General features: G+C 44.9%; 21 protein-coding genes and 1 pseudogene. 5 read left to right on the top strand and 17 right to left on the bottom strand.

Annotated features, from left to right (window positions below):
• Positions 1–114: 114 nt before the first annotated feature.
• The 8 genes and pseudogenes from pnpS to CES79_RS04700 all read right to left on the bottom strand — a co-directional run bounded on the left by pnpS (position 115) and on the right by CES79_RS04700 (position 10082).
• Complete coding sequence (pnpS, locus tag CES79_RS04735; protein WP_089136474.1) at positions 115–1494, bottom strand: two-component system histidine kinase PnpS; 1380 nt, start codon at positions 1492–1494, stop codon at positions 115–117.
• Complete coding sequence (locus tag CES79_RS04730) at positions 1487–2197, bottom strand: response regulator transcription factor (RefSeq protein WP_089136473.1); 711 nt, start codon at positions 2195–2197, stop codon at positions 1487–1489. The genes pnpS and CES79_RS04730 overlap by 8 nt, the downstream gene beginning before the upstream one ends.
• A gap of 9 nt (positions 2198–2206) precedes the next feature.
• Positions 2207–3361: a PDZ domain-containing protein gene (locus CES79_RS04725; RefSeq protein ID WP_089136472.1), complete on the bottom strand. Its 1155-nt coding sequence runs from the start codon at positions 3359–3361 to the stop codon at positions 2207–2209.
• A gap of 190 nt (positions 3362–3551) precedes the next feature.
• A protein-coding gene (gene prfB, locus CES79_RS04720; protein ID WP_133286372.1) for a peptide chain release factor 2 occupies positions 3552–4668 on the bottom strand; the annotation gives its coding sequence in 2 pieces (ribosomal slippage) (positions 3552–4607 and positions 4609–4668; 1116 coding nt in all).
• Positions 4669–4781: 113 nt separating this feature from the next.
• Positions 4782–7145, bottom strand: coding sequence for a preprotein translocase subunit SecA (gene secA / locus CES79_RS04715; RefSeq protein ID WP_089136471.1), 2364 nt, complete (start codon positions 7143–7145; stop codon positions 4782–4784).
• A gap of 212 nt (positions 7146–7357) precedes the next feature.
• The gene (hpf, locus tag CES79_RS04710; RefSeq protein WP_054654163.1) at positions 7358–7912 is read right to left on the bottom strand and encodes a ribosome hibernation-promoting factor, HPF/YfiA family; all 555 of its coding nucleotides are present in this window, start codon (positions 7910–7912) and stop codon (positions 7358–7360) included.
• Between the two features lie 158 nt (positions 7913–8070).
• Positions 8071–8751 (bottom strand): ComF family protein, encoded by a 681-nt coding sequence (locus CES79_RS04705; protein WP_089136470.1) that lies wholly within the window; start codon positions 8749–8751, stop codon positions 8071–8073.
• Positions 8744–10082: pseudogene (locus tag CES79_RS04700) on the bottom strand (ATP-dependent helicase ComFA). The gene CES79_RS04705 and the pseudogene CES79_RS04700 overlap by 8 nt, the downstream one beginning before the upstream one ends.
• A 51-nt stretch (positions 10083–10133) precedes the next feature.
• On the opposite strand from CES79_RS04700, the gene CES79_RS04695 reads away from it, so the two are divergent.
• Positions 10134–10799 (top strand): YigZ family protein, encoded by a 666-nt coding sequence (locus CES79_RS04695; protein ID WP_089136469.1) that lies wholly within the window; start codon positions 10134–10136, stop codon positions 10797–10799.
• A 253-nt stretch (positions 10800–11052) separates the two neighbouring features.
• Here the strand turns inward: CES79_RS04695 and CES79_RS04690 are convergent, their stop codons facing one another.
• The gene (locus CES79_RS04690) at positions 11053–12147 is read right to left on the bottom strand and encodes a glycosyltransferase family 4 protein (RefSeq protein ID WP_089136468.1); all 1095 of its coding nucleotides are present in this window, start codon (positions 12145–12147) and stop codon (positions 11053–11055) included.
• A 286-nt stretch (positions 12148–12433) separates the two neighbouring features.
• On the opposite strand from CES79_RS04690, the gene CES79_RS04685 reads away from it, so the two are divergent.
• Both CES79_RS04685 and lrgB read left to right on the top strand, forming a co-directional pair.
• Positions 12434–12880 carry a CidA/LrgA family protein gene (locus tag CES79_RS04685; protein WP_054654165.1) on the top strand — a complete coding sequence of 149 codons (447 nt, stop codon included), beginning with the start codon at positions 12434–12436 and terminating at the stop codon, positions 12878–12880.
• Positions 12881–12918: 38 nt separating this feature from the next.
• Positions 12919–13683 carry an antiholin-like protein LrgB gene (lrgB, locus tag CES79_RS04680; RefSeq protein ID WP_089136467.1) on the top strand — a complete coding sequence of 255 codons (765 nt, stop codon included), beginning with the start codon at positions 12919–12921 and terminating at the stop codon, positions 13681–13683.
• Between the two features lie 549 nt (positions 13684–14232).
• Here lrgB and kimA read toward each other — a convergent pair.
• From kimA to CES79_RS04660, 4 genes are all read right to left on the bottom strand, one after another.
• A complete protein-coding gene (gene kimA, locus CES79_RS04675) occupies positions 14233–16068 on the bottom strand; it encodes a potassium transporter KimA (protein ID WP_054654166.1) in 1836 nt (611 codons plus the stop codon).
• 331 nt (positions 16069–16399) lie between these two features.
• The gene (gene groL, locus CES79_RS04670; protein ID WP_054654167.1) at positions 16400–18025 is read right to left on the bottom strand and encodes a chaperonin GroEL; all 1626 of its coding nucleotides are present in this window, start codon (positions 18023–18025) and stop codon (positions 16400–16402) included.
• A gap of 60 nt (positions 18026–18085) precedes the next feature.
• Positions 18086–18370, bottom strand: a complete 285-nt coding sequence (gene groES, locus CES79_RS04665; protein ID WP_054654168.1) for a co-chaperone GroES — start codon at positions 18368–18370, stop codon at positions 18086–18088.
• A gap of 274 nt (positions 18371–18644) precedes the next feature.
• Positions 18645–19283: a redox-sensing transcriptional repressor Rex gene (locus tag CES79_RS04660; protein ID WP_054654169.1), complete on the bottom strand. Its 639-nt coding sequence runs from the start codon at positions 19281–19283 to the stop codon at positions 18645–18647.
• 249 nt (positions 19284–19532) lie between these two features.
• Here CES79_RS04660 and CES79_RS04655 point away from each other — a divergent pair, with 249 nt between their 5' ends.
• Positions 19533–21491 (top strand): ABC-F family ATP-binding cassette domain-containing protein, encoded by a 1959-nt coding sequence (locus CES79_RS04655; RefSeq protein ID WP_089136466.1) that lies wholly within the window; start codon positions 19533–19535, stop codon positions 21489–21491.
• 122 nt (positions 21492–21613) lie between these two features.
• Here CES79_RS04655 and CES79_RS04650 read toward each other — a convergent pair whose 3' ends face one another.
• On the bottom strand, positions 21614–22756 hold the full coding sequence (locus CES79_RS04650) for an RNA-guided endonuclease TnpB family protein (protein ID WP_089136465.1): 1143 nt from the start codon (positions 22754–22756) through the stop codon (positions 21614–21616).
• Between the two features lie 93 nt (positions 22757–22849).
• Here CES79_RS04650 and tnpA point away from each other — a divergent pair, with 93 nt between their 5' ends.
• Positions 22850–23272, top strand: coding sequence for an IS200/IS605 family transposase (tnpA, locus tag CES79_RS04645; RefSeq protein ID WP_054654170.1), 423 nt, complete (start codon positions 22850–22852; stop codon positions 23270–23272).
• Positions 23273–23387: 115 nt separating this feature from the next.
• Here the strand turns inward: tnpA and tsaD are convergent, their stop codons facing one another.
• From tsaD to tsaB, 3 genes are read right to left on the bottom strand one after another with little or no spacing between them, the layout of a single operon-like run.
• Positions 23388–24416, bottom strand: a complete 1029-nt coding sequence (tsaD, locus tag CES79_RS04640) for a tRNA (adenosine(37)-N6)-threonylcarbamoyltransferase complex transferase subunit TsaD (protein WP_089136464.1) — start codon at positions 24414–24416, stop codon at positions 23388–23390.
• A gap of 46 nt (positions 24417–24462) precedes the next feature.
• Positions 24463–25047 carry a ribosomal protein S18-alanine N-acetyltransferase gene (rimI, locus tag CES79_RS04635; protein WP_089136463.1) on the bottom strand — a complete coding sequence of 195 codons (585 nt, stop codon included), beginning with the start codon at positions 25045–25047 and terminating at the stop codon, positions 24463–24465.
• Positions 25031–25753 carry a tRNA (adenosine(37)-N6)-threonylcarbamoyltransferase complex dimerization subunit type 1 TsaB gene (gene tsaB, locus CES79_RS04630; protein WP_089136462.1) on the bottom strand — a complete coding sequence of 241 codons (723 nt, stop codon included), beginning with the start codon at positions 25751–25753 and terminating at the stop codon, positions 25031–25033. Before tsaB ends, rimI begins: the two co-directional genes overlap by 17 nt.
• Positions 25754–25775: the final 22 nt, after the last annotated feature.

Raw genomic sequence — 25775 nt, 5'->3', positions numbered from 1 at the left:
TAAAGGTTATGTAAACATTCGTTGTTTTTACCTATACCAATCTAATTTTAGACAAAAAGGACCCCACATATTCAATGACCTGAATATCTAGGATCCTACAAAATAATCTGCTTATTACGATTTAATTGGGAATGTAACGGTAAAAATACTGCCGACACCCCGCTGACTTTCAACTGATATTTGGCCCTGCAGTGACTGGACCAATTCCAACACAATGGCCAAGCCTAAGCCCGTACCGCTAACCACCTGATTGGTTCGCGAACTATCCACTCGGTAGAACCGTTCAAAAATTCTGGCCTGTTCGTTTTGCGCAATGCCGATTCCAGTATCAGCCACTTTCAAGGTCCAATCATTGGCTGTCGCCGCATAAGTGACCGTGACTGAACCGCCGTCACGATTGTACTTGATTGCGTTCGACATTAAATTTTTGATGATTTCAACGAGTTTCTTTTCATCCGATTGCTGATTCTGACCTGCCGGCACCTGATTATGCAGTGTCACGTGCTTCATCGCCGCGATCTGCTGTAACGTGCTGATCTGTTCGTCAACGAGTTCAGAAATATCCAGGCCAGCCATTTTTTGCTGCGAAATTGATTGTGACTCGATCCGCGAGATCGATAGCACATCTGTAATCAATTCCGTTAGCCGCTTACTTTCCTTTTGAATAATGTCTAAAAATTGATTTAACGTTTCCGGATCATCCTTAGCGCCGTCTTGCAACGTTTCAGCAAAACCGGCAATGGCTGTCACTGGTGTTTTGAGTTCGTGAGAAGCATTGGATAAGAAGTCCAGTTGCATTTTTTCAACCGCGTAAATTTCCGTCACATCATACAGCAAAACCAAAATTTGAAAAAAATCTTCAGAAGTTGACGTGTAGATGACCGAGACTTCGACCCGCTTTTCCGCTGGTACCCCGGGCAAGGTGATCACTTGACGTTTGGATTTTTTGGTGCTAAAAACTTGGCCGATCAAAGAAACCAGTTCGAACTGATGAATATCCTGCGTATAGGGATGCCGCCTGGGGCTGATCTCCGTTTGTAAAAATTCCGCCATGGCTGAATTGGCCATTTCAACTTTACGATAGTTATCGATCACCATGACCCCAATCGGCAGGTACGCCAAGAGCAGCCTTAATTCTTCACTCTGCTGGGCATGGTTGCGTAATGCCTTTTGCTGATGCGTCTGCAGCTGATTAATGGCCATGGCTAAGCCGTAATAATCGTTATCTTTATGCAGTAAAATATGGGCCGGTTCTTCATCTTTTAGCATGCCTTCAACCTTGTGTTTCATCGCGGTAACGGGCTGCTGCCGCTTTCGAAACGCCCAGTTAAAGATACCCACTTCAATGGCTGACACGACTAAATCTAAGATGATCAGCCGCGTCATCACACTTGCAACCTGCCCTGAGCTAATTAGTAACCGGACAACCAGGATAAAGACCACCAGGTTAGTGACACTCGTTATCAGATACTCTAAACCCATCCGTTTAATCATGTTGTGGTGCCTCAAAGCGATAGCCAAAGCCCCGAACCGTCTTTAAATAAACGGGGTGCTTGGGGTCAACCTCAATCTTATCCCGCAAATGCGAGATATGAATATCCACCATCCGCGTCTGGCCGGCGTAATCGAATCCCCAGACGCCTTCCAGCATCTGATCGCGCTTGAGGACCTGATTAGGCCGTTTTACAAGGTAAACTAGGAGTTCAAATTCCTTGGGGGTCAACTTAACTTTACGGCCGTCAACCGTCACACTCACGGTCGATTGATCGATCAAAATATTGCCAATGTGCAGCTGCTGATTTTCATCAAAGCCGTTTTCACCACCAGCATTACTTTGTGTTCGCCGTAAAACCGCCTTTAGCCGTGCTAATACTTCTCTGGGACTGAAGGGTTTGGTAATGTAATCATCCGCCCCCAGTTCAAGTCCAAATACCTTATCAAATTCATCCGTCTTAGCTGTAATCATCAAAATCGGTGTGTCAATTTTTTCCTGTCGCAGTTTTTTTGTGACTTCCACACCATCCATACCTGGCAGCATCAAATCTAACAAAATCGCGTCATAGTGCTTCTTAACCGCTAACGAGGCCGCATCAGGTCCGTTAACCGCCGAGTCCACTTCAAAATTAGCCTTTTCCAAATTATAAGTTAACAGCGTTACGATTGCCGGTTCGTCATCAACAACTAAGACTCTTTGCATAAGGCCCTCCTAATCTTTGAACATGACAATTCCAATCTCATGCGGGGCACCGTCAAAAATGGCGGTTTCGGTAACTTTCAGATCACCTTCTGGCGTCTGAATCTTAAGGTGACAATACGTTGGGTCTAACAATAAAGCTTCGTAAAAATTAGTTTCCGAAGATACTGGCTGCTGGTTGCAAGTCGTAATAATATCACCAACTTGGATATCCATCTTGGCGGCCGGCGTTTCTGGCTTGATGCCTAACACCCGGACACCGTGGTCAACTTTAGAAAACCAAAACGACTGCCGCCGGTCATGCCAGCGTGCTTTAATTAAACAGCCAATATAGCAGACATACGCTAATCCCAGTACAATCGCGGCCACGGACTTACTCAATAGCGATAGACCGCCGCCAATCAGTACCAAGACGCTCAGTATCAGAATCATTTTGGCTAATTTCTTGAAAGCCGTTTTCGGCGCTTGTTTGAAAATTGTCAGATGCAAACCAATCAGTAATGGTAAAAATAGTGGCGTGACACTGGTCGACCCAAATGACAAAACTGGCCAGAATGCTAAATGCGTGCTGATAAAGTTCCCTGGCACTAAGACCAGCATTGGGACCACTAGCAGTTCGTTAAAGGGATAACCCACAATGAGTTTACCGCGCTTCTGCGCAAAAATTTTGGGTGAAGCAAAGCGGCCTCCGATCTTGTGCAGCCAAAAACCAAGCAAGCACAAAACCGCTGCAAATAAAATCACGAAATCAGCCAGATTAACTGCCTTACCGGAAAAATCTAATTGCCGCATCCCAGACATGAGTTGCTGGTTCATATCAAGTTTACTGAACCAGTCATACAATACCACGGATCCGACAAAAAGGGTCATTGGAAGTCGCGCCCCCAGACCGATAATCATCGCAATCAACGCCAAAACGGTGTAACAAACCCACCAGCTGATAGGCACAGTCATGCCCAAAACAAACGAGACGATTGAAAAAATCAGTCCCAGGAAAACACTGTATAGCACAAAATGCCGAACTTCATATTTATCAGAATAAACGGCACTGCCAAAGGTTAATCGTTCCCGCTTGATCCGTTTATCAGCTATCCACCACTCACGAATTAAGCCAGCCCACCAAACCGGTTGAGCCACTAAACTTAATATCAATAATCCAATTGTCATTATCAACACCTGCATTTTCATTATCTGTTTCTAAAAGCAGTATAGCATAAACCTACTACAACCGTTTTCTTAGCGTGAAAGTCCGGTTTAAAAGTTATATAGCAGTTATGGTATAGGGCGTTAACTATTTAGACTGTAAAGAAAAGCGCCTAACAACTCTTATAAAGAATGGGTTAGACGTTTTTCGTCATCAATCAGGGTTAGCTTGCTCTAACTGATACTGTAAATAAGCGTTAATAAACGGATCGAGATCGCCGTCCATCACTGCTTGACCATTACCGGTCTCGTAATTGGTCCGGTGATCTTTCACCATGGTGTAGGGGTGGAAAACGTAGGAACGAATCTGAGAACCCCAGCCAATATCAAGCTGTTCGCCTTCAATGGCTGCCTTCTTAGCCGCCTTCTTCTCCTCTTCACGTTCGTACAATTTCGCTTTCAGCATATTCATGGCCGTTTGCCGGTTTTGCAGCTGGGAACGCTGCGCTTGGCTGGCCACCACGATACCGGTGGGCTCATGAGTAATTCGAACCGCTGACGACGTTTTGTTAACGTGTTGGCCACCAGCACCGCTGGCACGGTAGACGTCCACCTTTAAGTCAGCTGGATTGATCTCAATATTCACAAACTCGTCTAGTTCCGGCAGCACATCAACTGACGCAAACGAGGTGTGACGCCGCCCAGCCGAATCAAATGGTGAAATCCGGACTAACCGGTGAACGCCCTTCTCCGAACGCAGATACCCGTAAGCATTATGTCCCGAAATTAGAATCGTCACGGAACTGATTCCAGCAACTTCACCGGCTTGATAATCCAGCGTCTCAACGGTAAAACCGTGCTGTTCAGCCCAACGCGTATACATTCGAAGCAGCATTGACCCCCAGTCCTGCGATTCAGTCCCGCCAGCGCCGGGATGAATTTCCAAAATGGCGTTGTTCGCATCATACGGTCCGTTTAACAAGAGGTTCAGCCGGTATTGATGCAGATTTTTCTTAAGCGTTGCTAGATTTTCTTCTAGCTCATCTTGCACATCCGCATCCGGTCCCTCCTCCAGTAGCTCAACCGCCACCGAAACGTCATCTAGCTGATCTTTTAAGCTCTGATATGATTCTGACTTGGCTTTCAGCTGATTCGTCTCATCGATCAGCTTCTGAGCTCTGGGTTGATTATCCCAGAAACCCGGTTCAGCCATCTTAGACTCATTGATTGAAATACTTTCATTCAAGGCATCTAAGTCAAAGTGACCTCCCAAAGCCATCGATTTCACTTGTCATGGCTTTTATATCGTGTTTAATATCGCTTAATTCCATATTATGACCTCCACGCTTCATGTGCTAAAGCAACACGCAATAACACATAAGCTATCATTTTCTCTAGATACTAAAAATCCGCATGACCAGAGCCATACAGATTTTTCAGTTGATTAACGCTTAATATTTTGACGAATTTCGGACTTCATGAACAGCCGAGTTGCATCATAGTCGATGTCGGCAATCATTTCTTCAAACATCCGGTAACCATCTTGTTGATATTCAACTAAGGGGTTCAATTGACCGTAACCACGTAACCCAATTGAGGTCCGCAGTTGATCCATGACGTCAATGTGATCGGTCCAATGAGAGTCAACCACTCGCAGAATAACCACTTTTTCAAATTCAAGCATTTGTGCTGGATCGTAAAGCTGCTTTTGCTTTTCTTCATAAACACCTTCAGCCAAACTCTTCAGCAATTCCTTGATCTGATCAGCATCCTTATTCTTAAAGTCGTCTAACTTAACTTTATCAGGGCTGACCAAGGCGGAAATCGCAAAGTCTAGGATCGTACTCAGATCCCAATCCTTTTGTTCACCTTGCGTATGCAAGTTGACCACCCGATCGATCGTCCGGTCAAACATTGGTGTAATGACCCATTTTAATGACTTTTCTTCATCGATAACGTCATTACGTTGCCCGTAGATCACTTCACGCTGAGCCCGCATAACATCATCGTACTGCAGCACGTTCTTACGAGAATCATAGTTGTTACCTTCAACCCGCTTTTGTGCTGATTCAACTTGACGGCTGATCATTTTACTCTTGATCACGGCATCGTCGCCTTCAACGTTCATCCGTTCAAGGAAGGCCTTGACCCGGTCAGTCCCGAACCGACGAAGCAGGTCATCTTCAAGTGACAGGTAGAACTGAGTCAAACCAGGATCACCTTGACGGCCAGAACGGCCACGCAGTTGATTATCGATTCGTCGTGATTCATGTCGTTCAGTCCCCAGTACCACGAGTCCGCCTAATTCACGAACACCGGGTCCCAGCTTGATATCAGTCCCACGACCGGCCATGTTGGTGGCAATCGTAACCGCACCACGTTGACCGGCATTCATAATGATATCGGCTTCCTTGGCATGGTTTTTCGCGTTCAAAACAACGTGCGGAATATTCTCTTTATCTAGCAGTTGTGAGATATATTCAGACGTTTCGACCGCAACCGTCCCAACTAAGATTGGCTGACCCTTTTCATGCAACTCTTTAATGCGGTCAGCAACCGCGTTAAATTTAGCTTCCAAAGTTGGGTACAGCACGTCTGGTTCATCGATTCGAATAACCGGCTTGTTGGTTGGCACAGAAATAACTTCCATGTTGTAAATTTCACGGAATTCTTCAATTTCCGTCCGGGCAGTCCCCGTCATACCAGCCAGCTTATCGTACATCCGGAACATGTTTTGGTAAGTGATGTTGGCCATGGTCTTGGATTCTTCTTGAATATCCACGCCCTCTTTGGCTTCAATCGCTTGATGCAGTCCGTCAGAATAACGACGGCCTTCCATGACACGACCAGTAAATGAATCAACGATCAAAACTTCGCCGTCAGAAACCACGTAGTCCTTATCGCGAAGCATAATGAAGTTCGCCCGTAAGGCTTGATCCAAATGGTGGGTCAAAGCAGTGTTGTCAGTATCGTAAAGGTTCTTAAGGTTAAAGTATTTTTCAGCTTTAGCGATGCCGCCTTCAGTTAAGGACACACTCTTAGATTCCAGATCGATCTTAAAATCAGTATCTTCATGCAAGGTCTTGGCAAATCGGTCAGTTCGTTGATACAGCTGTGAAGTCCCTTCAGATTGACCAGAAATGATCAGTGGTGTCCGGGCTTCATCGATCAGGATCGAATCCACTTCATCGACAATGGCAAAGTTTAATGGTCGCTGAACCATGTCTTCCTTATAGACCACCATGTTGTCACGCAGATAATCAAACCCGATTTCAGCGTTAGTGGAATAGGTGATGTCAGCATTATAAGCCGCCCGCTTTTCTTCAGGTGACTTTTCAGTTAAGTTCAGGCCAACACTTAAGCCCAGCCAATTATAAAGTTCACCCATTTCAGAAGCGTCACGAGATGACAGGTATTCGTTAACCGTCACAACGTGAACCCCTTTACCAGACAATGCGTTTAAGTAAACTGGCATTGTGGCTGTCAAGGTCTTACCTTCACCAGTCTTCATTTCGGCAATGTTACCTTCATGAAGCACGATGCCACCCATGATTTGCACATGGAATGGGTATAAACCAAGCACCCGCTTGGCACCTTCACGAGCAACCGCAAAGGCTTCTGGTAGTAAGTCATCTAGGGTTTCCCCATCTTGATACCGTTTTTGAAATTCTGGTGTTTTTGCTTTTAATTCGTCATCAGATAAATTTTCGTACTGTTTAGAGTAGTCGTTAACTTTATCTGCTATTTTGCTGATTCGTCGAAGTTCACGTTTATCACTTTCGACCCAGCGTCGTAAAAAGTTAGCCATTCTTGATTCCCTTCTGTTAATGTGTTCTCAATTATTATCATTCATTTGATTGCATACCAATCATTAGTCTAACATTTATACGTCAGTTTTAAAACTGATTCACTGGTTATATTTTTTAAAAAATGGTGACAGCCGCTTTACAGGGAGAATACAAAGGGACCGCAGCCCTCATAAAACGGCTTCGATCCCTTCACAATTAGTTTCAATTATAATTAATCGCCGGCTTCAATCAAGCCATAACGTCCATCGTTACGACGATAGACAATGTTAACGGCATCGGTATCAGCATCTTCATAGATAAAGAAGTCGTGCCCCAGCATATCCATCTGCAGAATTGCTTCTTCATTGTCCATTGGTTTTAATGAAAGCCGCTTCGTCCGAACAACTTCTAACTTCTTACTGTCATCAGTATCTTCGTTGTCAGCAGCTTCTGGTGTAAATTCAAGATTCTTGAAGCCCTTTTCACGGGACTTACGGTTGACCTTTGTCTTGTATTTGCGGATCTGACGCTCTAGCTTATCCGTAACCAAATCAATACTTGCATACAGATCTGGGGACGTCTCTTCTGCTCGTAAGGTTAAATAAGGTAGCGGAATCGTAACTTCCACCTTTGAATCCTTGTTTTGGTACACCTTCAGATTAACATGAGCAGTTGAATCAACGCTTTGCTCAAAATACTTCTCAAGCTTGCTGATCCGCTTTTGCACGTAATCCCTGATTGCCTGAGTGACCTCAATGTTTTCACCACGAATATTGAATGTGAGCATAGAACTTCTCTCCCTTCCACAACAAACAAAAGTTAATTTAAGCCTACCTGAAACCACCGCTTAAATGTTTGTTTTGTTTATAGCTTAATTATAATAGAAAGCGCTACAATACACAATAGTTTACGGCTGAGAACCGCATTATTCTGGTCATTAATATTTTATCCGTGGGCTAAAGTAAGCCCCGTAACCTCACTGGCACCAGCGTCTAACAGCAGTTTAGCAGCGTGGCGAATGGTCCGGCCAGTCGTATAAATATCGTCCACGATCAAAATGCGTTTTTTATTAAATTTTTCACGGTCTAAATTAAGCGTAAATGGCTGTTTCGTCTGCAGACGCTGTTGGCGATTTTTTGCCGATTGCGGCTGTCGTTTATCGCGTTCCAAAGTCTTGAGTCCGTCCGTTGTTTTGAGCTGCTCCAAGAATCCCGCTACCTGATTAAACCCGCGCTGACGTTCAGTGGCTTGATTGATGGGAATTGGGATCACCAGGTCAGCGTTAACCTGGCTTACCGCCTGACAGAATTGCGCTTGAAATACTGCCCGTAACCGGTAATCCCCATAAAATTTATACTGTGACATAAATTGCTTCAACAGGTCATTATATTGATAAAGCGCCCGGTTTTTAAATTCCGGCAGCCCCTGCCAGCGCACACAGTCGCTGCAGAGCTGATTCGGCCATAACCGACCGCACCCCGTGCACGACTGGTCAGTTGGAATTGCTTCGAAACCATTTAAGCAGGTCTGACATAACGGGCTGTTTTCCAATGGCCGAAAATTTAACAGCTGCCACAGGGTTGGCTGCCGCAGCTGATCACGGTGACACAGGATACATTCAGTCATGATCACGTCCCCCTAACAGACCCTCTCGTCGTGCTTTTCGGTTAACAAATCGAATTTGCCGACGGGCTTCTTTAATCGGCTGCGTCTGACTATCAGCAAAGAATTGGACTAACCCCGTGGGATAAGTTGCTTTTCTGCCAGCTCGACCCGCGATCTGGACTAATGCTGCCGTCGAGAACACCCCATCATCCGCGCCCAGCACGATCACGTCAATGTTGGCAAAGGTCACGCCCCGTTCCAAGATCGTGGTGGTCACTAAGCAATCCAGCTCGCCGTCTCGCATCCGTTGAACCTTGGCGTGGCGTTCTGGGTCACTGGCATGAACGGTAGCCAACTTTAGCGCTGGAAAATTCTGGGTTAAAGCAGCCGCCAAAGCAGCTAAGTCTTTAACGTGCGGTACAAAAATCAAGAATCGTCTTTGATTGGTAACGATTCGGTTGAGTGTTCTTTTAACTGCGCCTGGCAGACGTTTTTTCTGTAGTGAACGGCGCCATTGGTTAGTTAATTTTAGCTGGATTTCCGGCAGTGGGTGCCCATGATACCGCGCGGGCAAGTAACTGACCGAAATTTTTTGCTGCCGTTCTTGTCGCTGCAGTTCTTTACTGGGTGTCGCGGTCAGATACAGCAACGCGCCAGTCAGTTTTTTCGCCCGCTCAGCCGCAAAGGCCAAGCCCGGATCAGCAGCAAACGGGAAAGCGTCGACTTCATCGATCACGAGAACGTCAAAAGCATGGTAAAATCGAAGTAGCTGGTGAGTGGTGCAAATTGTGAGCTGACGATAGTCATATGAACCTGGCATCTCACCATACAAAACAATTTGCGGGATGCTGGCAAACGCGGCTTGTAGACGTGGCGCTAATTCTAAACAGACGTCCACTCTAGGAGAGGCAATGGCGACTCGCAGTCCCTTCATTAACGCCTGCTCAATTCCGTTAAACAGCATTTCGGTTTTGCCGGCGCCGGTCACTGCCCACAGTAAATGGGTCTGACCAGCAGCAAAAATTGCACTGATTTCTTGACTGCAAGCAGCCTGAGCAGGCGTCAGCTGGCCGGTCCAGCTTAACTAACTTAGCAAACTGGTTGGGCTCTGGCAACGACCAGAGCCACTGATCAGACGTCACCCGGCCTAACTGAAAACAGTGCGGGCAATAGTAATTATTCCGCGGCAGTTGAACCGTTTGTTTCACCGTTCGTTGACCGCAGCGCTGACAGATTGCCCACTGCGCCGTCAAGGTCATCGCTGGCCGACGTAATAGTTTGGGCTGCCATTCAGCGACGTTCGGCATTGTGTCGGCCAATAATTGCCGACCAAATAACTGGGTTGCTTGCATCATCCTCACCTCTTATCAAGATAACTACGCAAGAAATGGAGTAATAAACTGATGTCAAAAAATTATTTAACGATCAAGGCCAGCGGTTCCCATGAGCTGGAAATTAAAAAATCACGCTTTATCTGCAGCGTGCAACGAGCGACTACTAAAGAGACTGCTGATGTGTTTATTGAATCAGTCCGCCAAGCCAATCCCAAAGCCAACCATAACTGCTTTGCTTACATGCTTGGTGAACACGACGAGATTCAACGGGAAAGCGACGACGGTGAACCTTCTGGGACCGCTGGCGTGCCCATCCTAGAAGTTTTAAAACGGATGGCACTGCACGATGTGGTTGCCGTGGTCACCCGTTACTTTGGCGGTACCAAGTTGGGCGCCGGCGGTCTGATTCGGGCGTATAGCAACTCAACATCACGGGCCATTGAACAAGTTGGTTTAGTCAAAAAAGTGCTGCAGCAAGATCTCATCCTCACCGTCTCCTATGCCAACTACGAAAAATTAAACTACCACCTTGAACAGCAGCAAATCAACGTGGTCAACACCGACTATGGTAGCGACGTTCAGGTGACTATCGCAGCTGATTTAGCCCTAGTTGATCAAGTTCAGACCAACATCATGAACCTGCTTTCTGGGCAGGTCACGATCAAAGCCAGTGATGAACACTACCATGAAGTTGACGTTCCGGTTTATCCGGATGCTGACACTGCCAAAGACTGACCACTAAATTTAACCGACTAAAAAAAATTTGTGACTTAAGTCGATATTGGTCAATATTTCAACTGACTTCTTAACTGAAGATAGCAAAAAAATGTCTATTTATTCAATACTTCAATGTAGTCTAATCGCGTGCCAAAACTCAGATTCCGGCCATTTAACCCCAAAAGTGCTTGTCCCGACAAAGTTCGCCGGAACAAGCACTTTTGGGGTTAAATTCTGGAATCTACCGAGTTTTGTCACAGCTTCACTCAACTCAATGTGAATTTTTTGAAGTCGTCCCTTTGACGATCCGCTTGATCCAATTTAACAAGGGCTGGCGGTTAACACCAACTAACCCGATTGCTTCCACAAATAACTCTAATCCCACCAAACTGGCGATGGTCAAACAAATGATGCCCCAAGTTGGTGAAATGGGATACATCAACGAAATAAAGGCGAAGATCAACGCAATCCCGTAAATCACTAACACGGTTTGCCGATGCGTTAAGCCAATTTGCATCAACCGGTGATGCAGATGGTGTTTATCCGCGTGAGAAATTGGCTGCCGATTCAGCATTCTGCGAAGAATTGCATACACCGTATCCGTAATGGGTACCCCCATGATCACCACCGGAATGATCAACGAAATAAAAGTGACATTTTTTAACCCGTAGAGCGAGAAGACTGACATCATGAACCCAATGAACAGCGACCCGGTATCACCCAGGTAAATTCGCGCAGGGAAAAAATTATAGGGCAAAAAGCCGATCATCGCGGCCACTAAGGCAAAGATGCTGATGCCCACAAAGGTATTGGCCACGTTCAAGAAAAACAGCCCGGTGATCCCCATCGTTGATAAGGCGATGATGCCCACCCCGGTTGCAAGACCATCCAGGCCATCGATCAGGTTCACGGCATTCGTAATCGCTAATATCCAGATCCAGGTGATCGGCAGGCTAAGCCAGCCTAGCGAAACCATCCCAACGAAGGGAATCGTCAGGTGACTCATTTTGACCCCAGCAGCAAAGTAGACCACTAACGCCGCAATGGAAATCCCCAGAACTTTCTGCCGTGGCTTTAGTTCGAAGATATCGTCGATGATCCCGGTGGCAATAATCACGCATTCACCAGCCAGCACGCCCCATAACTGACGCGTCGGAATTTGAAACCTTAACAGGAAGACAGTGGCAAAGGTATAGGAGAGAAAAATCGCTAATCCACCCATTGTTGGCATTGGCACCTTATTCACTCTTCTTGCATTTGGTTTATCGATTGCTCCCACCCGGAACGCCAGCTTTCGGACGAACGGTGTCAGGATAGCGGATAAAATCATAGTCGCAACCAAACTGACGATGATTTCGAATTTCATAATAGTTTCCTCTCTTCATGACACATTGGTACTATTATACAAATCGCTTTCAGTAAACACAATCATCCATCAGAATTTTTTCAATAAAACGATTAAAAAATTGAACAATCTTTGTGATGAAAGGCTTTATTACACAAGTAAAAAATTTCAGTAATCGTTTACACAATGGCTATTACCTTGCGTTTTGTTTTAGCAGTAACTATACTGTTGTTGTGAAGTGAAAACGCTTTACTAGTTTGTGAATCTCTTCGGGTTTGAACTTTGCTTTTGAAAGGGGTGTTTGATTATGGCAAGTAATCAAGAAGCTACTAAGACCGCTGCAACTGAGCATGAACCAGCACCGATCTTACAGCAAATGGGCATATTTGCAGGCGTGTTATTTGTTTCCTCACTCATTTCACCATTATTCCCTAAGTCATTTCCTGTTCCAACTCCAGTTATTGGTCTGATTTTAATGTATGTGCTATTAGCATCACACATTATTAAGTTATACCAAGTTGAGAAAATGGCTGATTTTCTAATTAGCTTGATTGCTTTCTTGTTTGTCCCATCTGGTATTCAAATGGCCAATTCATTGAATGTCTTTACAGATGACGGCGCTTTGACGGGTGTTATGCTGATTGTGACTATTATCTTAGCAACTGTTATCCTGCTAGTTGTAATCGCATATACCACCGCTGGATTTATGGCTATCAGTCGAAAAGTCTTCCACAAGACGACCGATATCCAGTAATTCAGTAACTCTCCCAACTATAGAAAGGATTGAGTTAAATGACCTGGGTGAATTTTTTCGGTAATGCATTAGATCCGAAAGTTGGTGGAATGGCGTTCTTTGGTATTTTCCTGTCGCTGGCTGTCTTCCTTATCGGTAAATATTTATTTAAAATTTCAAAGGGATTCTTCTTATTCCAGCCATTATTTGTTGGTATGGTTTTAGGTATTTTTATTCTTTGGCTCATGGCTAAATGGTTCGGCGTTTCACTGCCAACCTTCTATCAATCCGCTTATAAGCCAGGCGGTGACATCATCTTCTGGTTCTTAAACCCTGCTACGATTGCCTTTGCCATTCCGCTGTACCGCCGGAATGACGTGGTAAAGAAGTTCTGGTTAGAAATTATTTTGTCACTGATCGTTGGGATGATTATTTCATTATTTATCATCTACTACGTTTCAAAGCTCCTCGGTCTTGACAATACCATGATTGCTTCAATGCTGTCACAAGCTGCCACGACTGCGATTGCGATGCCGATTTCTGGTGCCGTTGGTGGTATTCCGGCCGTTACCGCGATGGCATGTATCATCAACGCCGTCTTGATTTACGCCTTAGCTGATTTCCTGATCAAGATCTTCAGGTTAAACAGCGATCCAGTTGGTGCTGGTTTAGGTTTAGGAACTGCCGGCCATACGGTGGGTTCAGCTAAAGCCGTTCAACTCGGTTCCATCCAAGGTGCCATGGCTTCTATCGCCGTCGTTGTCATCTCAATCGTCGTCGACATTGTCGTACCGCCATTTGCGCACATGATGGGCTTATTCTAAATTAAATTGATTGAAACAAATTTCTCAACTACAAACTACAGATAAGAAGCCGCCAAGATTAATTTTTGACGACTTTTTTGATTGCCATCAGGATAGGCCTAATAAATTAACCCTATGCAATAGTGTCGGATTTATCTTTGATACACACTATGTCTATCTGGTAAGAAAACTTAGTACCATAATTTTGTCCTTGATGCAATTTTCAATCTGGTCAAAACCAAGCACCCAAGCAGCTTCCATTGACGTCTTACTATCTAAATAACACATTGAAGTCCGTAAACAGTCTCATAAGGCTTTGCATTGGAATGTCAACGCTCCTCGTCTTACATAACAGCACCATAGTTAAAGCTCACCAATTGGCCACATATGTTTCCCTATTTATCAACTTTCTGAATACACCTGAAAACTTCCATATCATTATAGCCGACCGTTCGATCAAATCATATCCAGTTGATATTTTAAATACCACAAGGGTGTAATATTCACCCCCTTTACACAGCAAAAGCACCTCAACCAATACTGATTGAAGTGCTTTTAATCTAAACGTAACTATCTCTTTAAGTGGTAGCTATAAGTTGACACAATAATGTTTTGCCGCGTATTTAAGGCTGAACGCAGTCTCAAAGCGGTCTGGTTATGCAAAATATTTTGCCAAGGCCGGCGTGGTACGAATTGCGGGACCAATACCGTCGTGGTAAAGTTCCGCTCAGCAGCCCGTTTAGCGATCACATCGCAGAACCGCAACGTTGGTGTGATGATTGACCGGTAAGACGAGTGAATATCAACGAACCGAACATCCGGGAATTCAACTTTGAATTTCTGTGCGGTTTTATGTTCCTTGCGGGGATTTTCATCAAATGACACGTGCATGGCGATCACGTAATCACCGACGGACCGTGCGTAATCAATAGCGTGCGCAGTTACCTGAGTCACATCACTGACCAGAACGATCACCGTTGCCCCATCGTAATGGCGCTTTACCGCGTCACTATTTTCACTCACCCGTAACTGGTGGGCGACGTTGATGTAGTGTAAATGAATCCGGTAGAACATGTAGATCAGCGCTGGCATCACGATCAAGTAAGGCCAGACGTTGCCAAAATGGAGCCAGAACAAGAAGACCACCAGGGCAAAGGAAATAAACGCCCCAACAAAGTTAATGATGGCTTTAAGGCCCCACTTACCCTCACGCACTCTAAACCAGTGGCGAATCATACCGGATTGCGATAACGTAAACGGTACGAAGACCCCAACTGCATAGAGTGGAATCAACAGACTGGTTTTCCCGTGGAAGATGATGATCAAGAAGATTGCACCAACCGCTAAGGAAATAATGCCGTTGGAATAGCCCAGCCGATCTCCACGATCCAGATAGGCGTGAGGCAAGAACTTATCCTTCGCCATGTTATAAGCCAAAATTGGAAAGGCTGAAAAACCAGTATTAGCAGCCACTGCCAAGATAGCAGCCGTAGCTAATTGCAAGAGGTAATAAATCACCCCGTGACCAAAGATGGCTTGACCAATTTGTGAAAGGACGGTGTTGTCTGCCATTGGCCGAATGCCAAGGTAGTAACTGAGAAACGTAATGCCACCAAAGAAGAAGGCCAAGATCGATGCCATAATAGCAAGTGTCGCACTGGCGTTATGACTCTTAGGCTTGTGGAAATTAGGCACCGCATTACTAATGGCTTCAACCCCTGTCAGAGACGATGAACCACTAGAAAACGCCCGGAAGAACAGAACCAGCGTCATCCCTTGAACGGGAGCGCCAATCGCCGAAGCCGCGTGATAAACCACTCGGCCAGTGAGAATGCCGAAAAGGCCCCAGCCAATCATGATAAAAATCATGAAAATGAAGAAATAGACCGGTAAAGTCAAAAACGAGGCCGATTCGCGCATCCCACGCAGGTTTAACGCCATGATACCCAGCACCAGAATGATTGAAATGCCAACTGTATGCGCTCTAAGCGCTGGAACAGCTGAGATAATGGCATCGGTACCAGAAGTAACAGAAACCGCCACAGTCAGCATATAATCGACTAACAGCGAGCCCCCAGCAACTAACCCGGCTGATTGTCCCCAGTTAGTCGTTGCAACAACGTACGCGCCTCCACCAGAGGGGTAGGCGTGAATAATTTGTTGGTATGACAACGTAATTGCAAACAGTAAAACCAGCACTAGCGCAGCTACCCAAAGTTGATACATTAAGGCTGCTGCTGAAAGTGTGATTAAAACGGTTGTAATTTGTTCAGTCCCATATGCAACTGAAGATAACGCATCAGAAGAGAGCAGTGCCAAGGCTTTAAACTTGGTTAACGCCTGGCCACCCTCATCCGTCGTCTTCAACGGTTTACCAATAAGTAACCGTTTCAAATAACGCCACATGTTCTTTACTCCTTTATCGACGAATAACAGCTATCAACCACAAGACCACAGTAGCTGATAGCTCTTTTCGAAAAAATAATATTCAAAATAAGTGAATGCCGCAGATGGGTTTACAAAATCAATTGGTATTGTACAACAAACTATCACGGTAAAGCAAGCTGTGACGAAACAATCTGAACGGGTTAACCGTGAGACCCTAACTGCCACTTATTCTAGCCACCATGAGGTAAAATTCTTTCCTCTATATGGATCACAAAAAAGCACCTGAAATGAGCAGTCATTTCAGGTGCTTTTAGTTTAACATTCAAACAGATATTGTTTGAACGAAATGTTACATCATACCGCCCATACCTGGTTGAGCAGGTGCAGCAGGTGCAGCATCATCCTTCTTTGGTTCATCAGCAACTACGGCTTCAGTCGTCAACAGTAATGCGGAAACTGAGGCTGCGTTTTGAAGTGCTGAACGGGTAACCTTGGTTGGGTCAACGATACCAGCATCAACCATGTCGGTATAGTCATTAGTAGCAGCGTTGTAACCTTCGCCAGCCTTCAATGTCTTCATGTGTTCAACGATAACTGAACCTTCAACACCGGCATTTTCAGCGATTTGACGAACTGGTTCTTCAAGCGCACGACGAACGATATCAACACCGGTTGCTTCGTCGCCTTCAGCTTCAACCTTTTCAACTTCAGGGATGACGTTGACCAGAGCAGTACCACCGCCAGAAACAAAGCCTTCTTCAACAGCGGCACGGGTAGCGTTCAAAGCATCTTCGATCCGGTACTTGCGTTCTTTCAATTCAGTTTCAGTAGCAGCACCGACACGGATAACAGCAACCCCGCCGGCCATCTTAGCCAAACGTTCCTTTAACTTATCACGGTCAAAGTCAGAAGTCGTTGCATCGATTTGGGTCTTGATTTCAGTAACCCGTTCTTGAATCTTATCCTTAGCGCCAGCACCTTCAACAATGGTGGTGTCGTCCTTAGTAACATTGACCTTGTTTGCTTGGCCAAGTTGATCCAAAGTAGCGTCCTTCAAGTTCAAACCTAAGTCGTCGGTAATCACAGTACCACCAGTTAAGACGGCAATATCTTGAAGTTGAGCCTTACGACGATCGCCAAAGCCAGGAGCCTTAACAGCGACAACGTTGAAGGTCCCACGCATCTTGTTCAAAACAAGGGTTGGTAATGCTTCACCGGTAATGTCGTCAGCGATGATCAAGAGTGAACGTGATTGTTCAACAACTGATTGTAATAATGGTAAGATATCTTGAATGTTACCGATCTTCTTGTCAGTGATCAAGATGTATGGGTTATCAAGGTTTGCTTCCATCTTATCGTTATCAGTGACCATGTATTGTGACATGTAGCCACGATCGAATTGCATCCCTTCAACAACGTCCATGCTGGTATCAACACCACGGGATTCTTCAATGGTAATAACCCCGTCGTTACCAACCTTTTCCATGGCATCAGCAATCAGATCACCAACTTGTTTGTCAGCAGAAGAAATGGAAGCGATTTGAGCAATATCACTCTTAGTAGCAACCTTGTGGCTCATCTCATGTAAAGCCTTAACAGCTGCGTGAGTTGCTTTTTCGATCCCGCGACGGATACCAACTGGGTTAGCACCGGCAGTCACGTTCTTCATACCTTCGTTAACAATTGCTTGGGTCAATACCGTAGCAGTGGTGGTACCATCACCGGCGATGTCGTTGGTCTTTGATGCAACTTCGGCAACTAACTTAGCGCCAAGGTTTTCAAAGTGGTCTGACAATTCAATTGACTTAGCAATCGTAACACCATCATTAGTGATGGTTGGGTTGCCGTATGATTGTTCCAAAACCACGTTACGGCCTTTAGGGCCAAGAGTTGTTTTAACTGTATCTGCTAATTTATCAACACCGGCCAGCATTGCTGAGCGAGCGTCTTCAGAAAACTTAAGTTGTTTTGCCATAATTTAACTTCACCTCATAAAATAATATCGTTTAACAATTTATTCTAGTTGAACTAAGAACTAGTCGACGATTGCGACAAGGTCCTTTTCGTGGACAACTAGGTAAGAGTCACCGTTATATTTAACTTCAGTACCTGCGTATTTATCAAACAAGACAGTGTCGCCTTCTTTAACACTTGGCGCAACCTTTTCACCATTGTCAAGCACCCGGCCATCACCTACAGCAATGACTTTGCCTGTTTGTGGCTTTTCCTGAGCGTTGCTGGCGAGCACGATGCCGCCAACAGTTTGTTCTTCTTCTTCTTGTGCTTGTAAAATTACACGGTCTCCTAATGGTTTTAACACTTGAATCCCTCCAATAAATATAAAGTTTAGCACTATTAGCACTCACCTAACACAAGTGCTAATCACAATTAATACTATAAAATTATTCCCACCCAAATGCAAGAGATTTACCCAAAAAAGAATAATTTAGTTGGTTTTAGCGATTTGGGAACAACCCCTAAATCTAAAAACAGCCTGAATACCAGTCACAATCAACTGATACTCAAGCTGTTTTCATTCGAAACGATCAAATAAACCACTTTCTAATCCACATGGTCGCTATTAAACTGATAACCTAATCTTCTTCGTTATAATGATCCAAGAAGTAGATCAAGGTCTGCAGTTCATTTGTCAGATCGACGTTTTGAACCCGCACGTTAGATGGCACTGAAATCCGTAACGGTGTAAAGTTAAGGATCCCTTGAACACCACCGGCAACAGCATCATCCGTCACGTTTTGTGCCACTGATTCAGGCACCGTTAAAATCACGATCTTAATCTGCTGGTCCTCTAGCTGTTTACGTAACTCAGCCATCGGATAAATCGGCACACCGCTTTGAACGGTATTTGCCAGATCCGGACGAACATCAAAAGCCGCACTGATCCGCACGTTGCTGTTTTGATGAAAGTTAAAGTTCAGTAGTGCATTCCCTAAATTACCAACACCAATTAAGGCTGCATTAGTCAGCTTGTCCTGGTTTAAGATCTTTTTGAAAAACTTCAATAAACTATCAACATCATACCCGTAACCCCGTTTTCCAAGGGCACCAAAGTATGAAAAGTCACGCCGTATCGTGGCTGAATCAACCTTAACGGCCTCTGAAAGCTCCGTTGACGATACCCGATTCTTATCGGAATCATGCAAAATGTTCAGATAGCGATAATAGATCGGTAATCGTTTGGCTGTGGCTTTTGGAATTTTTGTTTCTGCCAATTTCTTTTCCTCCCTGTGAACTTACTTGATTAAAACAATTTAAGGAACGATTTTTTTAATCATCTAAATTATTACGATTTCATAAAATAAATAAGTTTGTGAAACCATCATTCGAGTCAATTGTAGCATACCAGGCCGATTTGTGAAATAATTTTCAATAAATAAATTTCATCAACATGCCGTCTGCACTATCAGAATTGGCCGAATTAATGGTAAAATAGTTTCACAATAGAAAGGTGCTGATACGACATGTTATTACAGGTCCAGCAAGTAACACGCCGGTTCGGTGCGGATACTCTTTTTGATAATGTCAGCTTAGATGTCCCTGAACATGGACGGGTAGCACTCGTTGGCCGTAATGGTGCCGGCAAGTCCACCCTCATCCGCATGATCACGGGCATCGACGCTCCTGATGACGGACAGATCATCTATAAAAAAGGCATGACCATTGGGTATTTAGCCCAAGATACCGGTCTGGATTCGAATAAATCAATTTGGGAAGAAATGGCCAGCGTCTTCCAGGATCTCCAAGATCAAGAAGACGAATTACATCACTTGGAAGAGCAAATGAGTAATCCTGAAGTCATTAATAATACCCAGCAATTTGAACAGCTTTCAAAAACCTATGATCAGCGCCAAACCGCTTTTAAAAATAATAATGGTTATGGCTACCGTGCTGAGATCCGCGGTGTTCTTCACGGGTTTGAATTTGGTGAAGCAGACTATAATCGTTCGATCAACGAGCTTTCTGGGGGCCAAAAGACCCAGCTGGCACTGGCTAAATTATTACTGGAAAAACGCGATCTGCTGGTGTTGGATGAACCGACTAACCACCTGGACGTGGAAACGCTGACTTGGCTTGAAGGCTATATCCAATCCTATAAAGGAGCCTTACTGATCGTTTCGCATGACCGTTATTTTCTCGACCGATTAGTCTCAGAAGTCTACGAAATGTCCATGGGCACCCTCACCCACTTTCACGGCAACTATTCCGCCTACGTCACTCAAAAGGCGGCCCAGTTGCAGCGTCAATGGAAGGAATACGATAAACAGCAGCATAAGATCTCTCAACTCGAAGACTTTGTGAACCGTAACATTGTTCGCGCATCGACCACTAAACGGGCACAGGCCAGACGTAAGCAACTGGCAAAGATGGACCGAATCGATCGGCCTGAGTCAGACGATAAAGTCGCTCACTTCGCCTTCACTCCACGCCGTCAAAGCGGCAATATTGTCTTAACCGTGAAGAATCTAGCGGTGGGCTACGACCCGGCCAAAATACTGGCTCAGCCAGTCAACATCGACCTTAAGAAGCATCAATCTATCGCCATCGTGGGCCCCAATGGTGTGGGTAAATCGACCCTGTTAAAAACCATCCTCGGTAAAATTCCGGCGTTAGGCGGCAGTGTGGACTTTGGTACCGGCGTGGACATCGGCTATTACGATCAAGAGCAACGTTCTTTGCACAGTAATAAGACCGTCCTCGCCGAACTCTGGGACGAACACCCCACAACACCCGAAAAAGACATTCGGACCATTCTGGGCAGTTTCTTGTTCACCGGTGAAGACGTAGACAAATTGGTACACAGTTTAAGCGGGGGCGAAAAAGCCCGTCTGCTGTTAACTAAACTCGCCTTTAGACATGATAACCTGCTGATCTTGGATGAACCGACCAATCATTTGGATATTGATAGCCGGCAGGTCCTTGAAAATACGCTAAACGATTTTGACGGGACGATCCTGTTCGTTTCTCATGACCGCTACTTTATTAATCAAGTGGCCACTTCAGTCATTGAGTTATCTGCCAAGGGGTCAGAACTTTTCCTTGGTGACTATGATTACTTCATTGAAAAAAAGGACGAGCAAGCAGCCGTTGCAGCCAAGAAACAGGCGGAAGCTGAAGCAGAAGATCCCAGTCTGGCCGTTAAACCAGTCAGCCAAAAGAAGCAAAACTACCAGCAGTCAAAGGAACATCAAAAACAGGCCCGTAAGTTAAAGCGTCAAGTTGCCACGCTAGAGCAGCAGCTGACTGATCTAACTAATCAAAAAGGCCAAATTGAAACCACGATGACCAAACCAGACGTTTTTTCTGATCAGGCTAAAATGGCCGATCTGCAAAAACAGCTTGAAGCCATCACTGCCCAAATTGAAACCACTGAAAACAATTGGGAAAATGCGTCACTGACTTTAGAAGACTTATCTGAGTGAACTACTCGCAACTAAAGTAGCGAGCTTCTAGGAACACCGCTGACTTACACATCATTCTTTGAATGTCGTGCAGCGGTTACGGCTATTTACTAAGGGCTGTTCCAGCCCAGTTAGTCATTTTGCTATGCAGTAGCTTGTAGGATATTAACCGCAGCGTTGATGTCTCGATCGTGGTTAACGCCACAATTAGGACAAGTCCACTGTCTAATATCTAAGGTATGCTTACCGTCATCATAGCCACAACTTGAACATATTTGAGAAGTCTTTCTAGGATTAACAGTGACTAACTGTTTTCCATACCAAACACATTTATATTCCAGCATTCGACGCAGTTCCCGCCAGCTTTGATTAGCAATCGCTCTGGCAAGTTTGTGATTTTTAAGCAGATTTTTGGTTTTCAAATCCTCTATTTTAATCACATCATATTGTCCTACCAAGGACTTAGTGAGGTTATGGAGATAGTTGTTCCGTTGATTGGCGATCTTTTCGTTATATTGGGCCACCATCTTTTTAGCTTTCAGGTAATTCTTGAAGTCTGATAATTCTCGTGGTTCGATCACTTTATTGTGCTTGTCCCAAGCGATTTCTTTTTGGGCTTGTAGTCTACGTCTAGCTAATCGCTTCTCCCAATAATGTTTCTTTTTGCTGAGCTTTTTGTCAAAGCGAATAGTGGGGTACTTAACCCCCTCACTGGTGATCATCAAATCTTTAACGCCCATATCAATACCTATGACCCTGTTGCTTTTAGCTAAGGGCTTAATATCAGTATCCACTAAAACAATGGCATAGAATTTGCCGGTAGCTGAAAGCCGGATAGTCACGCTTTTAATCTTACCAACTGGTTGTCTACCAGACTTGAAATACATTACGCCCAATTTAGGTAGTTTTAAATGATGGTCGTCTACTAGCTTGATCCCCATCTTTGACTGGTAGCTCTGTTTAGGGTACTTGCGAGATTTAAACTTAGGAAACCCCTTATGCAACTTAAAGAACTTTTTGTAGGCTTCTACTAGATCATGGTTGGTTGCCTGTAAGCTAGTGCTTTCAGCATCTTTTAACCAGTCATGTTCAGTTTTGAGAGCTGGCAATAGATTATTCAACGCAAAAGCATTTAAGAACTTGGCATCCGGATTATTCTGATATCTTTTAATCATCATATTGAGCATTTGATTCCAAACAAAGTGGTTATACCCAAAATTCAGTTTAATCTTGAGTTGTTGCTCTTGATTGGGATATATGCGTAATTTGATACCTTTGTAAGTCATTATGGTTCACCTCTTTTCATGATTAATTATAATACGTATGATATAATTTATTAAACGTATATTCCTATTATAACATTGAAGTGAGGCAATCGTATGATTAAGCATGAACGAACGAATATGTATGATTTTAATTTTAATCTAGTTTGGGTAACTAAGTATCGCAAACCAATCTTTACAACTGAAGAACGAGCCAATGCCATGAAAGCTATTTTAAAAGAGATCGCCAAAAGAAACGCCGTTGAAATAATCAATATGGAGGTAATGCCAGATCACGTTCACATGATAATTAGCTTCCCACCTAAATGCGCACCATCTTCAATTGTTAAGGCATTTAAGGGTGGTTCAGCTAAACAGTGGTTTATTCAGTTTCCTCAAACCAAGCAATTGCTTTGGGGCGGCCATCTCTGGTCGCCAAGCTTCTTTATGAGTACGCTGGGTAATGTTTCCAAAGAAGTTGTTGCACAATATATTGATTCACAATTAGACCAATACAATGGTGGCCGTCCAAGACGTTGATTCATCTCGGCACTAAAATACCGAGTTTTCTCAACTGACGCCACTTATAAAGACTAAAAGACAGATTGCCGATATTGGCAATCTGTCTTTTAGTTTTGTATCATCATGATTAAAATTATGAGGCGATCCAGTCAAATTCCAGACTCGGATCAGCATTTAAGCTCATGTCGCCAAACTGTTTCAGCTGGTAGCTGACATAGGCCGCGGCCCCAATCATGGCGGCATTATCACCGCAAAGCTTCAGGGGTGCTTTAAGAAACTCAACGTCTGAAAAAGCGGTGAGTTCTGAATCTAACCGTTCCCGCAACCCGTGATTAGCAGCAACCCCACCGGCTAAGATCAACTGTTTTACCGGATAAGCATCCAGTGCCCGCATGGTTTTATCTGCTAACACGTCCACAACGGCCTGCTGAAAGCTGGCAGCTAAGTCTTCTCGCTTTAAGGTCTCACCAATTTGATCCGCGTGGTGGACCGTGTTAATAAACGCACTCTTTAAGCCACTAAAGCTGAAATCAAAGGACTTTGAATCATCCATCGCCCGTGGAAAGTGAAAGGTGTCTTGACCTAGATGCGCCAGCCGGTCAACTTCTGGGCCAGCCGGATAGTTGATTCCCAGTACCCGACCGATCTTATCATAGGCTTCACCAGCCGCGTCATCACGAGTTTCACCGATAATTTCAAACTGGCCTGGACCCGCTAAGTAGACCAGTTCCGTATGGCCCCCTGAAACTAACAGGGCTAGTGCTGGAAATTCAATTGGCTTCACGTAACGGGCGGCGTAAATATGGCCGGCCATATGGTTTACCGGAATTAAGGGTAAATCGTGGGCATAAGCCACCGTCTTAGCTGCCGTCACCCCAATCAGCAACGCCCCAACTAACCCTGGTCCATAGGTCACTGCTACTGCTGATAGGTCCTCATAGCTGACTGCAGCTTCCGACATTGCCAGATCGATGCAGTCGGTAATCTGTTCAATATGGTGCCGACTAGCGACTTCAGGGACGACCCCACCAAACCGCTGATGACTTTTAATTTGGGTGGCAACGATGTTGGAAAGAATCTTCTCGCCATTTTCAATCACCGCCACACTGGTTTCATCACAACTTGACTCAAAGGCCAAGATTAAGTTTCGTTCCACGTTCAATGTTCCTCCTTCATGCACTAACTTTGATTCAGTGATCAGTTACACTTTAAGCCTCTGCATCCTCGGGATCACCAATCGTGATCACCATGTCAACGGCATCTTCATGGTCACCAAAGTAGTACCCTTTTTTGATCCCCGCTTTTTCAAAGCCCAAGTCCTGATATAAGGCTTGTGCCCGTACGTTACTCAGCCGAACTTCTAGTGAAACCTGCTTCAGCTCTAAGTGGCGGGCTTTTTTAATCATCACCGCAATCAAAAAATGCCCAAGACCGCGGTTTTGATAGTCCGGTACCACCGCAATATTGGTAATATGGGCGTCCCCTTTGGCATCATCAAACGTACAGCCGATAAAAGCGAGCAGTCGGTCATGCCGTCGCAGCACCAAGTATAATCGATCAGTACCATGACGCAGTTCACTAGCAAAGGCCGCGGAGTCCCACGGCGTTTTGCCACCGTAAACCGCGCGTTCGATCCCCAGCATCTCGGGAATATCCGTAAATTGTGCTTTGGCTAAAAAATACGCGACGTTCTGAATATGAACCTCGTGATTTTTAATATCTAAAACATCTTGAAACTTGGTATCCTGAATCTGAAAGAGTTGCCGATACCAATTTTTAAACTTTTTCAACATAATGACTACTATCCTCTTTTGGGTGTTGCTTTTGCCAATCGGCTTCCGCCTTAGTCAGACGTAAGTAGCGGGGAACAAAGCTAGTGACATCACTAACGGGTGCCTGCCGTTGACCCAGTCGGCCTAATTGCACAGCACTCGGTAAGCTCAGCTCAATTGGATATTGAATCAAATTGGCTTCAAGCGCCGTTTTCAACCGTTCTTTAAACGCGTCTAGATCTCCTAGAACAACCACCGGTTCAGCTAACGCTTTAATTTGCGGTAATAATTTTTCAAAGGGAATGTGCTGATCTTCGATGACGGAAACCGGCATCCCGTTTTGAATCCGATACACACCCGCAAAAACGTTGTCATTACGGCCATCAAACATGACCGCTACCAGTTGATTTTCAGCCATGATGTTCGCCGCAATCGCGCCTAAGCTCGATACCCCAACGAGTTCGATGCTTAACGTATCAGCCAGCGTTTTAGCCGTGGTGACCCCAATCCTTAAACCGGTATACGACCCCGGACCATCGGCAACGACCACCCGGTCCAGATCGGCTGGTTTTAACTTCGCTATTTGCATCGATTCTTTAATAATCGGCAGCAGATGCGCCCCGTGTTTTCTCGTGGTAGTCACGGTCGTGGTTGCTAAAACCTGGTCATCTGACATTACCGCTACGCTTAACGTTTGATTAGACGTGTCTAGCGCCAGTACTTTCATATCGCTTCAATACCTCTTTTTC

It is taken from the genome of Secundilactobacillus silagei JCM 19001, from assembly GCF_002217945.1.
Taxonomy (GTDB): Bacteria; Bacillota; Bacilli; order Lactobacillales; family Lactobacillaceae; genus Secundilactobacillus; species Secundilactobacillus silagei.
This window is presented reverse-complemented; position numbering and strand designations above follow the sequence as displayed.

What these genes read in the sequence shown, in the direction of transcription:
- CES79_RS04655 (WP_089136466.1), top strand. Translation starts at nt 19,533, where the DNA reads ATGTTATTACAGGTCCAGCAAGTAACACGCCGGTTCGGTGCGGATACT.
- CES79_RS04705 (WP_089136470.1), bottom strand. Translation starts at nt 8,751, where the DNA reads ATGACTGAATGTATCCTGTGTCACCGTGATCAGCTGCGGCAGCCAACC.
- rimI (WP_089136463.1), bottom strand. Translation starts at nt 25,047, where the DNA reads ATGTTGAAAAAGTTTAAAAATTGGTATCGGCAACTCTTTCAGATTCAG.
- CES79_RS04730 (WP_089136473.1), bottom strand. Translation starts at nt 2,197, where the DNA reads ATGCAAAGAGTCTTAGTTGTTGATGACGAACCGGCAATCGTAACGCTG.
- kimA (WP_054654166.1), bottom strand. Translation starts at nt 16,068, where the DNA reads ATGTGGCGTTATTTGAAACGGTTACTTATTGGTAAACCGTTGAAGACG.
- CES79_RS04650 (WP_089136465.1), bottom strand. Translation starts at nt 22,756, where the DNA reads ATGACTTACAAAGGTATCAAATTACGCATATATCCCAATCAAGAGCAA.
- CES79_RS04690 (WP_089136468.1), bottom strand. Translation starts at nt 12,147, where the DNA reads ATGAAATTCGAAATCATCGTCAGTTTGGTTGCGACTATGATTTTATCC.
- tnpA (WP_054654170.1), top strand. Translation starts at nt 22,850, where the DNA reads ATGATTAAGCATGAACGAACGAATATGTATGATTTTAATTTTAATCTA.
- CES79_RS04725 (WP_089136472.1), bottom strand. Translation starts at nt 3,361, where the DNA reads ATGACAATTGGATTATTGATATTAAGTTTAGTGGCTCAACCGGTTTGG.
- hpf (WP_054654163.1), bottom strand. Translation starts at nt 7,912, where the DNA reads ATGCTCACATTCAATATTCGTGGTGAAAACATTGAGGTCACTCAGGCA.
- CES79_RS04685 (WP_054654165.1), top strand. Translation starts at nt 12,434, where the DNA reads ATGGCAAGTAATCAAGAAGCTACTAAGACCGCTGCAACTGAGCATGAA.
- lrgB (WP_089136467.1), top strand. Translation starts at nt 12,919, where the DNA reads ATGACCTGGGTGAATTTTTTCGGTAATGCATTAGATCCGAAAGTTGGT.
- secA (WP_089136471.1), bottom strand. Translation starts at nt 7,145, where the DNA reads ATGGCTAACTTTTTACGACGCTGGGTCGAAAGTGATAAACGTGAACTT.
- CES79_RS04695 (WP_089136469.1), top strand. Translation starts at nt 10,134, where the DNA reads ATGTCAAAAAATTATTTAACGATCAAGGCCAGCGGTTCCCATGAGCTG.
- groL (WP_054654167.1), bottom strand. Translation starts at nt 18,025, where the DNA reads ATGGCAAAACAACTTAAGTTTTCTGAAGACGCTCGCTCAGCAATGCTG.
- tsaB (WP_089136462.1), bottom strand. Translation starts at nt 25,753, where the DNA reads ATGAAAGTACTGGCGCTAGACACGTCTAATCAAACGTTAAGCGTAGCG.
- pnpS (WP_089136474.1), bottom strand. Translation starts at nt 1,494, where the DNA reads ATGATTAAACGGATGGGTTTAGAGTATCTGATAACGAGTGTCACTAAC.